Source organism: Escherichia sp. WS3227_2 (assembly GCF_046486495.1).
GTDB lineage: Bacteria > Pseudomonadota > Gammaproteobacteria > Enterobacterales > Enterobacteriaceae > Escherichia > Escherichia coli.
Genome location: NZ_JBJQLG010000007.1, coordinates 195191 through 209828, shown reverse-complemented (window position 1 = coordinate 209828; position 14638 = coordinate 195191). Strand labels below are relative to the sequence as shown.

Sequence of the window (14638 nt, the reverse complement as noted above, 5' to 3'; positions counted from 1 at the left end):
TGGCTGGACTATCTTTAGGACTGGCACAGGAAGAATATGAGGAAGCGAACGATGAGCAAGGCAGGCAAAATAACCGCTGCGATTTCAGGGGCTTTCTTGTTGTTGATTGTCGTGGCGATCATTTTGATTGCAACTTTTGACTGGAATCGACTCAAACCGACCATCAACCAGAAAGTCTCTGCGGAGTTGAATCGTCCGTTCGCTATCCGTGGCGATCTGGGCGTGGTGTGGGAGCGACAAAAACAAGAAACTGGCTGGCGCAGCTGGGTGCCGTGGCCCCATATACACGCGGAAGACATCATTCTCGGCAACCCACCAGATATTCCCGAAGTCACAATGGTGCATTTGCCACGCGTAGAGGCAACACTGGCCCCGCTGGCGCTGCTGACCAAAACGGTCTGGCTACCGTGGATCAAGCTCGAAAAGCCCGACGCACGCCTGATTCGCCTCTCAGAAAAGAACAATAACTGGACCTTTAATCTCGCCAACGATGATAACAAAGACGCGACTGCAAAGCCGTCGGCATGGTCGTTTCGGCTGGATAATATTCTGTTCGATCAAGGGCGGATCGCCATTGATGACAAAGTAAGCAAAGCGGATCTGGAAATTTTTGTCGATCCGTTAGGCAAGGCGCTGCCGTTCAGCGAAGTTACTGGATCGAAAGGTAAAGCGGATAAAGAAAAGGTGGGTGATTACGTTTTTGGCCTGAAGGCGCAGGGACGTTATAACGGAGAGCCGCTCACTGGTACGGGAAAAATAGGCGGTATGCTGGCGCTGCGTGGCGAAGGGACGCCGTTTCCGGTACAGGCTGATTTCCGCTCTGGTAACACCCGTGTTGCTTTTGATGGCGTCGTGAATGACCCAATGAAGATGGGTGGTGTCGATTTACGGCTTAAATTTTCTGGCGATTCGCTGGGTGATCTCTATGAACTGACGGGCGTTCTGCTGCCCGATACCCCGCCGTTTGAAACGGATGGTCGGCTGGTAGCGAAAATCGACACTGAAAAATCGTCGGTCTTTGATTATCGCGGTTTTAATGGGCGAATTGGCGATAGCGATATCCACGGTTCTCTGGTCTACACCACCGGCAAGCCACGACCAAAACTGGAAGGTGATGTCGAGTCGCGGCAATTGCGGCTGGCGGACCTGGGACCGTTGATTGGCGTTGATTCCGGGAAAGGGGCAGAAAAGTCGAAACGGTCTGAACAGAAGAAGGGCGAAAAAAGCGTTCAGCCTGCGGGCAAAGTGCTGCCTTATGACCGCTTCGAAACCGATAAATGGGACGTCATGGATGCCGATGTTCGCTTCAAAGGGCGGCGCATTGAGCATGGCAGTAGCCTGCCGATTAGCGATCTTTCTACTCATATCATCCTCAAAAATGCTGACCTGCGCCTGCAACCGCTGAAATTTGGCATGGCGGGCGGCAGCATTGCGGCGAATATTCATCTGGAAGGTGATAAAAAACCGATGCAGGGGCGGGCAGATATTCAGGCTCGTCGACTGAAACTGAAAGAACTGATGCCCGATGTGGAACTGATGCAGAAGACGCTGGGGGAAATGAACGGTGACGCGGAACTACGCGGTAGCGGTAACTCGGTGGCGGCGCTTTTAGGCAACAGTAACGGCAACCTGAAACTGTTGATGAATGACGGGCTGGTGAGCCGCAACCTGATGGAGATTGTCGGGCTGAATGTCGGTAACTACATTGTCGGTGCGATATTTGGTGACGATGAGGTGCGGGTGAACTGTGCGGCGGCGAATCTGGATATTGCCAACGGCGTGGCGCGTCCGCAGATTTTTGCTTTTGATACTGAGAATGCGTTGATCAATGTTACCGGCACGGCAAGTTTTGCTTCGGAGCAACTGGATTTGACTATCGATCCAGAAAGTAAAGGGATTCGGATTATCACGCTGCGTTCGCCGCTGTATGTGCGTGGGACATTTAAAAATCCGCAGGCTGGGGTGAAAGCCGGGCCGTTGATTGCCCGTGGTGCTGTTGCGGCGGCACTGGCAACGCTGGTTACGCCAGCGGCGGCGTTACTGGCGCTGATCTCACCTTCCGAAGGGGAGGCTAATCAGTGCCGGACAATTTTGTCGCAGATGAAGAAGTGATGATAATTGCCGGATGTCTGACATCCGGCAATTAAACAGATTTAGAGTGTTGGCAAAGTGTGCTTTGTTCATGCCGGATGCGGCGTGAACGCCTTATCCGTCCTACAAATCTTTGCGAATTCAATATATTGTATGGAAATTCAGGCCTGATAAGCGTAGCGCATCAGGCTTTTCACTCTTATTACAACGATTGATGTCGCGTCTCATGGGTCAGCAGTAGGGCGATTAAGGTCAAGCCAGCCATCGCCGCCAGATATAACCCCACCGCACCTAACCCGTAGTTAGTCTGCAACCAGGCTGCGATATACGGCGCAACGGAAGCCCCGAGAATCGACGCTACGTTGTAAGAGAACGATGCTCCGGTGTAACGCACTTCTGTCGGGAACAGCTCTGGTAACAGCGCGCCCATCGGCCCGAAGGTCAGTCCCATCAGACTTAACCCCAGCAGCAGGAAGGCAAAAACCAGAATCGGGTTGCCAGAACCGAGCAGCGGGTTAAAGGCGAACAGCGCGAACAGGATGATCAGCGTGGTGATGATTACCATGCTTTTACGGCGACCAAAGGCATCAGCCAGTAATCCGGCGACTGGCACCATCACGCCAAAACCAATAACTGCCATCATCAGCATCCACAACACTTCGTTACGCGGCAGGCCAAGCCCAACTGGCGCGGCGGCGGTACTGAAGGTCATAGAGTAGACCGTCATGATGTAAAACAGCGTATAGGTTGCCAGCATAATGAACGTACCCAGTACGGTTACGCGAACATGTTTGGTCAGCAGCGTACCCAGCGGGATCTTCACCTGCTTTTTCGCTTTAGCGACTTTCTCAAACACCGGCGACTCATGCAGCGACACGCGAACATACAGGCCGATAATGACCAGCACCGCCGAGAAGATAAATGGCACACGCCAGCCCCAGCTCATAAACTGCTCGTCGGTCAGTAGCCAGGAAAGCAGCAAGAAAGTGCCGTTGGCAAAGAAGAAGCCAATCGGTGCGCCCAGTTGCGGGAAGGAGCCATACAGTGCACGTTTGCGCGGTGGGGCGTTTTCAGTCGCCAGCAGCGCCGCGCCGCCCCATTCACCGCCTAAGCCCAGACCTTGACCAAATCGAGCCAGCGCCAGCAGCAGCGGGGCGAAAATACCAATCGTGGCATAGCCCGGCAGCAGACCAATCACCACGGTCGAAATCCCCATCGTTAGCAACGAGGCGACCAGCGTCGCTTTACGCCCAACGCGATCGCCAAAATGACCAAAAACGGCAGAGCCAATGGGGCGAGCGACGAAGGCGATGGCGAAGGTGGCAAGCGACTGTAGCGTTGCTGCCGTAGGATCGCCCTGCGGGAAGAAGATATGCGGAAACACAATAACGGCCGCAGTGGCGTAAATATAAAAGTCGAAGAACTCAATGGCCGTGCCAATGAGAGAGGCGACAAGGACTTTATTACGCGAGTTGATCGGCGTGTATTCTTGCTCTTGGTCGAGTGTTGTGGCTGTTGCTTGCATAATCTTTTCTTATTTTTTGGCTAACGAATAGCCATATTACGCACAGCAAAAGTGATATTTCAATGTGTAACAAATCGCGAAAATGGTCAAAAATCAGGCAAAAAGGGGATAATGTTTAGGCCAGTGATTTTTCTTCTATGAAATGCTTCACATAATTTTATAAATGGTGGATAAAACTGGTTTCAGGTTAAATAAAAGTTACCAACTGGATTTATATGCTGGGGTTATGAGTTGGTATGAAATTGTTTGCTCCCGAATAGATGGCTAAAGAGGCTCTGGGAAAGAGTTTTAAGAGGTTATGTGCGCATTATAGCCGGATGCGATGCTGGCGCATCTTATCCGGCCTACGGGGAGCCAGGCCGAATAAATTCGTATGCCGGATAAGGCGTTTACGCCGCATCCGGCATATTTTAAGGCTGCGTTTTCCCCGGCATTCGCGGGTCGTCTTTATATTCGGCGGTGGCAATCCACGCCGCGCAAAACAGCGTCAAACGGGCGAAGAAGTAGAAAAATGCCATCAGTCCCAGCACGGAACCAAATGCTGCGCCAGAGGGGGATTTCATCAGCGATGGCAGGGTGTAGGTCATCACGATTTTAATCACTTCAAAACCAATCGCAGCCAGAAATGTTCCGCGAATCAGGGCTTTTTTGCGCGGACGGTGGCGCGGCAAGCGCCAGAAGATCCAGAAGAAAAGCAGATAGTTGGCGAAGATGGAAATCGCCAGGCCAATCAACCGCCACGTCGGTTTCAGCCACTCAATGCTGTTCAGGTGCAGGGCGCTAATAATCATTTGCTGCGCCGAACCGGCAACCGAGGTGATCGAAAGCGTCACAATCAGTGCAATCAACAAACCAATCAGCGAAATAAAATCACGCAGATATTTTACCCAGAACTTCTCCTGATCTTGCGGCGAGCGTTCCCAGACATCGCGTGACTGGGCGCGAATCGCTTCACGCAGGTTACCCATCCAGTTGATGCCGGAATAAAGTGCCACCGCCAGGCCGACAAGCCCTACGGTAGTACGCTGCTGAACGGCGGTGTTGATGGTGTTTTTCAACGTGGCGGCTAGCGTCGGATCGCTGATGTTTTGCAGAATTTTGTCGAAGATATCCTGTAGCAACATCGGATGGGAGGCCAGCACAAAGCCCCCTGCGGCAAACGACACCATCAAAATCGGGATCATCGATAAAAATGAGAAATAGGTGATAGCCGCACCAAACTGGTTACCCAGCCGATCGTTAAAGCGTTCTGTTGCGCGAATCAGGTGCGCAATAACCGGTTGGCGTTGGACTTTTTCGGCAGTGGTGGTGACGGTTTCCAGCGCCTGGCTAACTTTGCCGCCTTTCTCGCTATTATCCAACTGCTTAATCGGCTCGTGCTCCAGATCCTGGGTGGGACGTTTGATCTCGTTTTCCTGCGTCATCCGCTCTTTTGTCCTTCTGTCGTGGTCATTCTTAAAAAGTATAGTCGGTCAGTCCAGGTACTCTTTCATTACGCCAGCCAGCCACTGCATAAACAGGTTTACACGCCGGGAAAGCTCCCGACGCTGCGGATAAACCAGCGAAAGGGAGAGCGGCTCGGCACGGTAGCCAGGTAATACTTCAATAAGCCGCCCGGCACGCAGGGCTTCGCGCACGGCAATGCGCGGGATCTGAATAATCCCCAGACCGGCAAGACCGGCGGCGAGATAGTTTTCGCTACTGTTTACCGTCAACATGCCGCCAGACTTAAACCACTGGACGCCATTAACGCTGGCAACCTCAAAACCTAACGGATGTACACCCAGGTGCGGTGTATAACGCACTATTGCGTGTGAAGTCAGATCATCGGGGCTTTGCGGATAACCAAAGCGCGTCAGATAGTGCGGACTGGCACAGTTGACCATGGTCAGTTTGCCGAGGGGACGGGCGATAACGCCATCTTCCGGTAACGCGCCAGTGCGTATCACGCAATCAAAACCATCGTGAAGAATATCTACCGGACGGTCATGGCTACTCAGCTCCAGCTCAATTCCCGGATGCAGATAGAGAAATTCCGACAGACGCGGCAGTAACAGGCTTTTCGCGATTCCTGGCGGGATGTCGATGCGTAATTTACCGCTGATACTGGTGGCATCCTGTTGAAACAGACCGTCCAGTTCGCTGAGATTACTCAACACATCTTTTGCCCGTTGATAATAGGTCATGCCTTCTGGCGTGAGTTTGACCCGTCGCGTGGTGCGCTGGAGAAGCTGGGTGCCAAGTTGATGTTCCAGTGCCTGTATCTGGCGCGAAACACTTCCCTTTGGCAAAGCAAAGAAATCCGCCGCGCGGGAAAAACTTTCCAGCTCCGCGACTTTGATGAACAACTGCATTGCGTGAATTTTATCCATTTCTTTGACCGATTGTTGTTCACAACGAAACAGTAACGCGCATATCGCATTGTTTATTGTTTTTTCTAACATCTAATGCCGGGTTTCACAATGTTGTCATGACGAATGTGGCGATTTCTCAGTAGGAAAAGGGAGGAATAGCTTTCTGAGAAAGGTGAATCCCCTTAAACAGAGCGTATTTTTCAGCGATTCCCTTTAAAGTGAACAGAGGACGTATTGGCTATTTGTGCTTATTTTTGTCTCATTGCCATTTGTTATTTTGGCTTGTGGTCGCGGAATTTCATTTTTAATTGCATGCGTACTAACCACTAATATAAGGAAATCCTCAAAATTGTTTTAAATAGTGCCCTCGACATGTAATTTCAGGCGTTTAGCTGTAACTATTTATATCGGTAACTATTTTCTACGCGTCATCTCTGTAGAATGGCCACCGCCAAATGGCGAATTCTTATTTTTTCTCGCGGGTAATACCCTTCCACTACTTAAGTCTTTTTAACGTATTCAGGTGGAGATTCAGTTATGCAAATAGTCATGTTTGACAGGCAGTCAATATTTATTCATGGAATGAAAATCAGTTTACAGCAACGTATTCCAGGAGTGAGTATTCAGGGGGCCAGTCAGGCAGACGAGTTATGGCAAAAGCTGGAAAGTTACCCTGAAGCCTTAGTGATGCTCGATGGCGATCAGGATGGTGAGTTTTGTTACTGGTTGCTGCAAAAAACCGTGGTGCAATTTCCTGAGGTTAAGGTGTTAATTACGGCGACGGATTGCAATAAACGGTGGTTACAGGAAGTTATCCATTTTAATGTGCTGGCCATTGTGCCTCGTGATTCAACCGTCGAGACATTTGCGTTGGCGGTAAATAGTGCGGCGATGGGGATGATGTTTCTGCCTGGAGACTGGCGGACGACGCCGGAAAAGGACATTAAAGATCTCAAATCGTTAAGCGCCCGCCAGCGGGAGATTTTAACCATGTTAGCGGCGGGCGAATCAAATAAGGAGATCGGCAGGGCGCTGAATATCAGTACCGGAACGGTAAAAGCGCATCTGGAATCCCTGTATCGCCGTCTGGAAGTGAAAAATCGCACCCAGGCGGCAATGATGTTAAATATCTCCTCCTGAAGAGGATAATTTTACAGCCAGCAGGAAGTTAGCGGCTGGCTGTAAAAATATTATGGTTCACCGTACAAACCAATTAAACGGCGCACCACACCGTTAGTCCAGCCAAACCCATCCTGCAACGGATACTCGCCACCGCCGCCTTCGCGGGGAACACCATCGGCAATATGGTATTTCTCGATCAGTTTGTGCTGTTCCAGATAGAACTGATTCACCGTCTTCAGCCAGCTGCGCGCGATTTCATCACCCAGAAGGTCATCGCCATACATTTTAAATCCCTGAATCGCCATCCATTGTAACGGTGCCCAGCCGTTGGGTTTATCCCACTGTTCACCGGTTTCGTACTCGCTTGCCAGAATCCCGCCAGGTGTCAGTAATCGGCTGCGCACGGCGTTTGCCAGACGATCGGCCTGTTCATGGTTCGCCATACCGACATAGAGCGGCACAATGGCGGCAGCGGAAAACAGCGCCAGTTGCTCGCGTCGCCAGTCGTAATCGCGGTAGATACCGTTTTCATCATCCCAGAGGTAACGGTTTACCGCATCGCGACGGGCACAGGCCTTCTGGCGGAACAGTGCTTCTGTCTCTTTCTCGCCTTTCAGCGCCGAGATGTTGGCGATGGCGCTCTCCAGTTTAAACAGGAAGGCATTCAGATCGATGGGGATGAACTGGGTGGTACGAATGCTCGCCAGACGACCAGTATCACGCAGCCAGCGGGAAGAGTAATCCCAACCGGAGGCCGCCCCCGCGCGTAAATCGCGGTACACCTCGTTGGGCGGGCGACCAGAATGTTTCGCGGTTTCAACGTCCTCAAGCCAGGATTCGTCACGCGGTGTGTCGCGATCGTCCCAGTAACGGTTGAGCAGCGATCCGTCCGGCATCCGCACAACATGGCGATAGGCCTGATTAGGGATCAACGATTCTGCACCGTCCATCCAGAAGGCATATTCCATTTTCAGGTGGTCGAGATAGCGGCGCGCACCGCGTACACCATCTTCTTCAAACAACTCCACCATCAGCGCAAAAACCGGTGGTTGCGAGCGGCTCAAATAATAGGTGCGGTTGCCGTTGGGGATGTGACCGTAGTTTTCGATCATCCAGGCGAAGTTATCGGCCATGCATTTCAGCAAATCTTCCCGACCACTTTCCGCCAGCCCCAGCATGGTGAAATAGGAATCCCAATAGTAGGTTTCGCTAAAACGGCCGCCCGGGACAATATATGACTGCGGCAGCGCCAGCAGAGAAGACCACGGAATGTGATCCTGCGGTTCGCGGGTTAGCACCGGCCACAGCTGGTCGATATGCTCTTTCAGGGAATTTTGCGGGTCCGATACATACTCGCTGGAGTAGACCTCCGGCAGCCAGAAGTGGTTTTCAACAAACTTGCGCAAGTCAAAATCACGATGACGGCGCACTTTACGGTAGCGGATTAAGATATCCAGCGGGTCCATTTTAGGTGCGCAGTCGGGAAAGGTTTTACTGTCGGGGAAAATTTTCGCCGACTGAACATGCTCGAACAGTTCGAGATAGCGATCGGCAGGCGTCAGCGCATCAGAGGCGGGCAGCCCTTCAATCATCTCGGGTTCCGGTTCTGCCTCGATCATCTCATCCAGTTTTAATTCATACGGGTCCAGCTCATAGCAGAGATCGACCTCGATCATCAGTTCGTCTGGATTAGGGTTTTGAATTTTCTGATTGAGCATAAGGATCCAACCTCCGAAATTCGTCGCTAATTATCGGGCTTTTCTTTAAGGGTAGTCATTCGCTCCGCCTGGTGGGCGACAAACCGTGCGGTGGATCACGTTTATTAACCTGTCAAAAAATATAACGTACTAATATCCATGGAATTTATAAAAATACAGATTTCGTGTTGTTTTTCATTTTCAGAACATTCAATTCTGCTCTCGCCGCAATCATGATATGCCATTCCTGATCTGGGTAATAGGCACAGGCTATCTTATTGATAGTTTATATTCATGTAATTGATTGATTCCTATCAAAAAGCATATTTCCCTGTTTTTTATGATGGCTTTGTCTCGCAGAGACGTTTGCAGCATTCTGGAAAATTTTCTGGGTCACAATAACTCACCACCGTGAGGGAAGAATAATGAAAATGGTCTCACGTATTACCGCGATCGGCCTGGCTGGCGTCGCGATTTGCTATTTAGGGTTATCTGGTTATGTGTGGTACCACGATAATAAACGCAGTAAACAGGCTGATGTTCAGGCATCTGCTGTCAGTGAAAATAATAAGGTTTTAGGCTTTCTCCGCGAAAAAGGATGCGACTATTGCCACACGCCTTCGGCAGAATTACCCGCCTATTATTATATTCCTGGCGCGAAACAGTTGATGGATTACGACATTAAGCTTGGATATAAATCTTTTAACCTCGAGGCCGTGCGTGCGGCTCTGCTGGCTGATAAACCCGTTTCGCAAAGCGATCTGAATAAGATTGAATGGGTGATGCAGTATGAAACCATGCCACCAACGCGTTATACCGCGCTACACTGGGCGGGTAAGGTGAGTGATGAAGAGCGGGCGGAAATACTCGCCTGGATTGCAAAACAACGCGCAGAATATTACGCCAGTAATGATACTGCTCCGGAGCATCACAATGAACCGGTGCAGCCCATCCCGCAAAAACTGCCTACCGATGCGCAAAAAGTGGCGTTGGGCTTTGCGCTGTATCACGATCCCCGTTTATCGGCTGATAGCACCATTTCATGCGCTCATTGCCATGCGTTGAATGCGGGGGGCGTCGATGGCAGAAAAACATCGATTGGTGTTGGTGGCGCAGTGGGGCCGATTAACGCGCCGACGGTATTTAACTCAGTATTTAACGTTGAGCAGTTCTGGGATGGTCGTGCGGCAACATTGCAGGATCAGGCTGGTGGACCGCCGTTGAATCCGATTGAAATGGCGTCGAAATCCTGGGACGAAATTATTGCTAAGCTGGAAAAAGATCCGCAGCTTAAAGCGCAGTTCCTCGAAGTCTATCCGCAAGGTTTCAGTGGCGAAAATATTACTGATGCCATTGCTGAATTTGAGAAAACATTAATTACGCCGGATTCCCCATTTGATAAATGGTTGCGTGGAGATGAGAATGCGCTGACGGCACAACAGAAAAAAGGCTATCAATTATTTAAAGATAATAAATGTGCAACTTGTCATGGTGGTATTATTCTCGGCGGACGTTCCTTCGAACCGTTGGGGCTGAAAAAAGACTTTAACTTTGGTGAAATTACGGCGGCGGATATTGGTCGTATGAATGTTACTAAAGAAGAGCGCGATAAATTGCGTCAGAAAGTACCCGGTTTACGTAACGTTGCACTAACGGCACCGTACTTCCATCGCGGTGATGTGCCGACGCTGGACGGGGCGGTGAAACTGATGTTGCGCTATCAGGTAGGCAAAGAGCTGCCGCAGGAGGATGTGGATGATATCGTAGCTTTCCTGCACAGTCTGAACGGGGTTTACACGCCGTATATGCAGGATAAACAATAATTAATTTAATCGCCCGAACAGGAATGTTTGGGCGATTTTTATTACGATAATAAAGTCTGTTTTTAATATTATCATGTTAAATGTTTATATTATAAAAAGTCGTTTTTCTGCTTAGGATTTTGTTATTTAAATTAAGCCTGTAATGCCTTGCTTCCATTGCGGATAAATCCTACTTTTTTATTGCCTTCAAATAAATTTAAGGAGTTCGAAATGGACCAGAAGCTGTTAACGGATTTCCGCTCAGAACTACTCGATTCACGTTTTGGCGCAAAGGCCATTTCTACTATCGCGGAGTCAAAACGATTTCCGCTGCACGAAATGCGCGATGATGTCGCATTCCAGATTATCAATGATGAATTATATCTTGATGGCAACGCTCGTCAGAACCTGGCCACTTTCTGCCAGACCTGGGACGACGAAAACGTCCATAAATTGATGGATTTGTCGATCAATAAAAACTGGATCGACAAAGAAGAATATCCGCAATCTGCAGCCATCGACCTGCGTTGCGTAAACATGGTTGCCGATCTGTGGCATGCGCCTGCGCCGAAAAATGGTCAGGCCGTTGGCACCAACACCATTGGTTCTTCCGAGGCCTGTATGCTCGGCGGGATGGCGATGAAATGGCGTTGGCGCAAGCGTATGGAAGCCGCAGGTAAGCCGACCAACAAACCAAACCTGGTGTGCGGTCCGGTACAAATCTGCTGGCATAAATTTGCCCGCTACTGGGATGTGGAGCTGCGTGAGATCCCTATGCGCCCCGGTCAGTTGTTTATGGACCCGAAACGCATGATTGAAGCCTGCGACGAAAACACCATCGGCGTGGTGCCGACTTTCGGCGTGACCTACACCGGTAACTATGAGTTCCCGCAGCCGCTGCACGATGCGCTGGATAAATTCCAGGCCGACACCGGTATCGACATCGACATGCACATCGACGCCGCCAGCGGTGGCTTCCTGGCACCGTTCGTCGCCCCGGATATCGTCTGGGACTTCCGCCTGCCGCGTGTGAAATCGATCAGTGCTTCAGGCCATAAATTCGGTCTGGCTCCGCTGGGCTGCGGCTGGGTTATCTGGCGTGATGAAGAAGCGCTGCCGCAGGAACTGGTGTTCAACGTTGACTACCTCGGTGGTCAGATTGGGACTTTCGCCATCAACTTCTCCCGCCCGGCGGGTCAGGTAATTGCACAGTACTATGAATTCCTGCGCCTCGGTCGTGAAGGCTATACCAAAGTACAGAACGCTTCCTACCAGGTTGCCGCTTATCTGGCGGATGAAATCGCCAAACTGGGGCCGTATGAGTTCATCTGTACCGGTCGCCCGGACGAAGGCATCCCGGCGGTTTGCTTCAAACTGAAAGATGGTGAAGATCCGGGATACACCCTCTACGACCTCTCTGAACGTCTGCGTCTGCGCGGCTGGCAGGTTCCGGCCTTCACTCTCGGCGGTGAAGCCACCGACATCGTGGTGATGCGCATTATGTGTCGTCGTGGCTTCGAAATGGACTTTGCTGAACTGTTGCTGGAAGACTACAAAGCCTCCCTGAAATATCTCAGCGATCACCCGAAACTGCAGGGTATTGCCCAGCAGAACAGCTTTAAACACACCTGATAACATAACGTTGTAAAAACCGAATACCCAACCTTTAAAAAACAGTTGGGCATTCGGTTGCTTATTAATCGCAATAATATATTGGCTGTCTATTCATCGTGTTGATAAGATATATGTTATATGAATGTTTATTCAATGTAACGGATATTTTTAATGTCACTGCAAGGGATTATTTGCTTACTATTAATTTCACCGTGTTCTTAAGCACGCCTTTTGTATTATAAATCCAGTCATCCTGCCGTAGATTATCATCCTGTTTTCCCGCTTCGTTTAAATTTATTTATCAATCAATTTGACTTAAGAGGGCGGCGTGCTACATTAATAAACAGTAATATGTTTATGTAATATTAAGTCAACTATGCAACCACTACATGGTAATTGTCTAATTGCGTACGCAAGACATAAATATATTCTCACCATGGTTAATGGTGAATATCGCTATTTTAATGGCGGTGATCTGGTTTTTGCGGATGCAAGCCAAATTCAAGTGGATAAGTGTGTTGAGAATTTCGTATTAGTTTCAAGAGACACGCTTTCATTATTTCTCCCGATGCTCAAGGAGGAGGCATTAAAACTTCATGCACATAAAAAAGTTCCTGCATTACTCGTTCATCACTGTACCAGAGATATTCCTGTTTTTCAGGAAGTTGCGCAACTATCGCAGAATAAGAATCTTCGCTATGCAGAAATGCTACGTAAAAGGGCATTAATCTTTGCGTTATTATCTGTTTTTCTTGAGGATATGCAGTTTATACCGTTACTTCTGAACGTGTTGCAACCGAATATGCGAACACGAGTTTGTACGGTCATCAATAATAATATCGCCCATGAGTGGACATTAGCCCGAATCGCTAGCGAATTGTTGATGAGCCCAAGCCTGTTAAAGAAAAAATTGCGCGAAGAAGGTACGTCATATTCACAGTTGCTTACTGAGTGTAGGATGCAGCGTGCTTTACAACTTATTGTTATATATGGGGTTTCAATTAAGCGAGTTGCAGTGTCCTGTGGATATCACAGCGTGTCGTATTTCATTTACGTTTTTCGAAATTATTATGGGATGACGCCCACAGAGTATCAGGAGCGATCGGCGCAGGGATTGCCGAACCGTGACCCGGCGGCAAGTATTGTTGCACAAGGGAATTTTTACGGCACTGACCGTTCTACGGAAGGAATAAGATTATAGAGTTTTACTCAGAGATAAAAAAAACCCGGCATAGGGGACCGGGAAGAGGATAGTCTGCCGTCTCCAGACTAATAAACCGTTATAACACTCCCTGTTGGCACGGGAAACTTTGTGCTCTCAGTAAGTTAAATATAACTTTTACTGGAAATAAGATCAGCCATTTTTTTATAAACATAAGCTATACGCTGTGCGAAAATATATTCGTGTTGCATTTACTTATTATCAATTAACTGTTATGCAAAACTACTTTGTGGATAAATTTTGGTCCTACCAAATCTGGCAGTTTTTGCGCTAAGAAACAGTCTGGCATCATTTCATTAGTATACTGAAATTGAAATAATCGCAGTAATGAAATATAAGGGATAGTCATGACTCATGTCTGCTCGGTGATCCTCGTTCGTCGTTCATTCGATATTTATCATGAACAGCAAAAAATATCGTTGCACAACGAGAGTATCCTGTTACTGGATAAAAATTTGGCAGACGATTTTGCGTTTTGTTCACCGGATACGCGACGACTGGATATCGATGAGCTGACAGTTTGCCATTACTTACAAAATATTCGTCAGATACCACGCAATTTAGGGTTACATAGCAAAGACCGTCTGTTAATTAACCAGTCACCCCCCATGCCGCTGGTGACGGCGATTTTTGATAGTTTCAATGAATCAGGGGTAAATTCACCGATACTGAGCAAAATGCTCTATCTTTCCTGTTTATCGATGTTTTCTCATAAGAAAGAACTGATCCCCTTACTTTTCAATAGTATCAGTACTGTTTCAGGAAAAGTTGAACGCCTTATTAGCTTTGATATCGCCAAACGTTGGTATCTGCGCGATATTGCGGAAAGAATGTATACCAGCGAGAGTCTCATCAAAAAAAAGTTGCAGGATGAAAATACCTGTTTCAGTAAAATATTACTCGCCTCCAGGATGTCGATGGCCAGACGATTACTCGAGTTACGTCAAATTCCTCTGCATACTATTGCGGAAAAATGTGGCTATAGCAGTACGTCGTACTTTATAAACACATTTCGACAATATTATGGTGTAACGCCACATCAGTTTGCGCAACATTCGCCAGGTACCTTTTCCTGACATATTTTGCATTTGAATATTGGTCAGGATCTCACACCTGCTTCATGTGAAACTCTTCCCTGATGATTTCTGCCGGGCTACCGGCTAGTTCTCTTTCGCAGTTTGCCAGGCGGTATAGGTATTTTCAGGAGGAAA

General features: G+C 48.9%; 10 protein-coding genes. 6 read left to right on the top strand and 4 right to left on the bottom strand.

Translation table 11 applies throughout. The features are described 5' to 3' along the window. Nucleotides 1-51 precede the first annotated feature (51 nt). A complete protein-coding gene (locus tag ACJHXB_RS12215; RefSeq protein ID WP_001469366.1) occupies nt 52-2112 on the top strand; it encodes an AsmA family protein in 2061 nt (686 codons plus the stop codon). Nucleotides 2113-2293: 181 nt separating this feature from the next. Here the strand turns inward: ACJHXB_RS12215 and ACJHXB_RS12210 are convergent, their stop codons facing one another. The 3 genes from ACJHXB_RS12210 to ACJHXB_RS12200 all read right to left on the bottom strand — a co-directional run bounded on the left by ACJHXB_RS12210 (nt 2294) and on the right by ACJHXB_RS12200 (nt 5988). Beyond that, the gene (locus tag ACJHXB_RS12210) at nt 2294-3616 is read right to left on the bottom strand and encodes an MFS transporter (RefSeq protein ID WP_001149023.1); all 1323 of its coding nucleotides are present in this window, start codon (nt 3614-3616) and stop codon (nt 2294-2296) included. Between the two features lie 410 nt (nt 3617-4026). Further along, nucleotides 4027-5040, bottom strand: coding sequence for an inner membrane protein YhjD (yhjD, locus tag ACJHXB_RS12205; RefSeq protein WP_000191257.1), 1014 nt, complete (start codon nt 5038-5040; stop codon nt 4027-4029). Nucleotides 5041-5088: 48 nt separating this feature from the next. Next, on the bottom strand, nt 5089-5988 hold the full coding sequence (locus tag ACJHXB_RS12200; protein WP_001493482.1) for a LysR family transcriptional regulator: 900 nt from the start codon (nt 5986-5988) through the stop codon (nt 5089-5091). Nucleotides 5989-6507: 519 nt separating this feature from the next. Here ACJHXB_RS12200 and ACJHXB_RS12195 point away from each other — a divergent pair. After that, nucleotides 6508-7110, top strand: coding sequence for a helix-turn-helix transcriptional regulator (locus ACJHXB_RS12195; RefSeq protein WP_001167676.1), 603 nt, complete (start codon nt 6508-6510; stop codon nt 7108-7110). Between the two features lie 50 nt (nt 7111-7160). On the opposite strand, the gene ACJHXB_RS12190 is transcribed toward ACJHXB_RS12195, so the two are convergent. After that, complete coding sequence (locus ACJHXB_RS12190) at nt 7161-8810, bottom strand: alpha,alpha-trehalase (RefSeq protein WP_000934212.1); 1650 nt, start codon at nt 8808-8810, stop codon at nt 7161-7163. A 404-nt stretch (nt 8811-9214) separates the two neighbouring features. Between ACJHXB_RS12190 and ccp the strand changes: the two genes are divergently transcribed. The 4 genes from ccp to gadW all read left to right on the top strand — a co-directional run bounded on the left by ccp (nt 9215) and on the right by gadW (nt 14503). Beyond that, nucleotides 9215-10612 carry a cytochrome c peroxidase gene (ccp, locus tag ACJHXB_RS12185; RefSeq protein ID WP_000784813.1) on the top strand — a complete coding sequence of 466 codons (1398 nt, stop codon included), beginning with the start codon at nt 9215-9217 and terminating at the stop codon, nt 10610-10612. Nucleotides 10613-10822: 210 nt separating this feature from the next. After that, nucleotides 10823-12223, top strand: coding sequence for a glutamate decarboxylase (locus ACJHXB_RS12180; protein WP_000372259.1), 1401 nt, complete (start codon nt 10823-10825; stop codon nt 12221-12223). A 358-nt stretch (nt 12224-12581) separates the two neighbouring features. Next, a complete protein-coding gene (gadX, locus tag ACJHXB_RS12175) occupies nt 12582-13406 on the top strand; it encodes an acid resistance transcriptional activator GadX (protein WP_097446916.1) in 825 nt (274 codons plus the stop codon). A 368-nt stretch (nt 13407-13774) separates the two neighbouring features. After that, a complete protein-coding gene (gadW, locus tag ACJHXB_RS12170) occupies nt 13775-14503 on the top strand; it encodes an acid resistance transcriptional activator GadW (protein ID WP_001521544.1) in 729 nt (242 codons plus the stop codon). Nucleotides 14504-14638 lie beyond the last annotated feature (135 nt).

Bases quoted from the DNA above. Each gene is read 5' to 3' on its own strand.
- ACJHXB_RS12215 (WP_001469366.1), top strand. From the start codon at position 52: ATGAGCAAGGCAGGCAAAATAACCGCTGCGATTTCAGGGGCTTTCTTG.
- ACJHXB_RS12210 (WP_001149023.1), bottom strand. From the start codon at position 3,616: ATGCAAGCAACAGCCACAACACTCGACCAAGAGCAAGAATACACGCCG.
- yhjD (WP_000191257.1), bottom strand. From the start codon at position 5,040: ATGACGCAGGAAAACGAGATCAAACGTCCCACCCAGGATCTGGAGCAC.
- ACJHXB_RS12200 (WP_001493482.1), bottom strand. From the start codon at position 5,988: ATGGATAAAATTCACGCAATGCAGTTGTTCATCAAAGTCGCGGAGCTG.
- ACJHXB_RS12195 (WP_001167676.1), top strand. From the start codon at position 6,508: ATGCAAATAGTCATGTTTGACAGGCAGTCAATATTTATTCATGGAATG.
- ACJHXB_RS12190 (WP_000934212.1), bottom strand. From the start codon at position 8,810: ATGCTCAATCAGAAAATTCAAAACCCTAATCCAGACGAACTGATGATC.
- ccp (WP_000784813.1), top strand. From the start codon at position 9,215: ATGAAAATGGTCTCACGTATTACCGCGATCGGCCTGGCTGGCGTCGCG.
- ACJHXB_RS12180 (WP_000372259.1), top strand. From the start codon at position 10,823: ATGGACCAGAAGCTGTTAACGGATTTCCGCTCAGAACTACTCGATTCA.
- gadX (WP_097446916.1), top strand. From the start codon at position 12,582: ATGCAACCACTACATGGTAATTGTCTAATTGCGTACGCAAGACATAAA.
- gadW (WP_001521544.1), top strand. From the start codon at position 13,775: ATGACTCATGTCTGCTCGGTGATCCTCGTTCGTCGTTCATTCGATATT.